An 851-nucleotide genomic window follows, 5' to 3' on the forward strand; every position below is an offset into this window, starting at 1 on the left:
CTCCGCGAGAACGCCTGATAGGCTGCCGTACCCGCGCCCACAGCTAGAACTAACCAACCCAATGGTCCCAGGGAGGCCATGAAGCCTTTCACCGCGACACCGGCAGCAGTGAATGCACCACCTGCGGCCACGGCTCCAGACACCACAGTAGTTAACCAGCTCGAAACCGCCAATCCCACCATCGTGGCGAGCATCGTCAGCAGCGGTCCAACATTGTCAGCAAGCTTTCCAATAGCGCCGGTCAGCAGAGAAGTTGCACCGGTGCTCTTGTTCAATTCGCCCGCGTACTGCGTGACACTGTTCACCAGCTTGGTAAACGCATCCGTCACGGTCACAGGCATTGCATCGGCTTGCTTGCCCAGCTCCTGCATCTGCTTGGTTACCAGCATCAGCTTGTCAGCGCTCAGCTGGCCTTTGCCAACCATGTCCTGCAGGCCGGCGATAGTCACCCCCAGCGCATCGGCTAGCGCCTTTTGCAGGGCTGGTGCGCCAGAGATAACCGTCTGATACTCGCCCATCGTCATCTTGCCTTGCAGCATGGACTTCGACCAGGCATCAATCACGCTCTTGGTCTTGTCTGCCGATGCAGAGGACACCGTGAGGCCATAGGAAAGCGTTTCCACCATGTCAACCGTCTCAGCGGTCGTGTACCCCATCTGCTTGAGGGATTCGGAGGTGCGGATAAATAGCTCTGCCGTGTCGGCAATGGGCTTGTAGACGCGGTTGCTGACATCCATCAGCCGACTCATGGCGGCCTCGCTAGCCGTGGCGCTGCCCGTTGCCTGTGTCATGCGGCTGGAGAGCTGCCCCCAGGCATCCGCATAGGTGACCAGCTTAGTGACGCTGAAACC

Annotated in this window: 1 protein-coding gene; it reads right to left on the reverse strand. The window is 59.3% G+C overall.

The window, feature by feature from the left end:
• Window positions 1-851 (reverse strand): tape measure protein (locus LPW39_RS17880; RefSeq protein WP_230778367.1); only part of this gene is annotated, 851 nt, incomplete at both ends.

Source organism: Comamonas koreensis, assembly GCF_021026195.1.
Classification (GTDB): Bacteria; Pseudomonadota; Gammaproteobacteria; order Burkholderiales; family Burkholderiaceae_C; genus Comamonas; species Comamonas koreensis.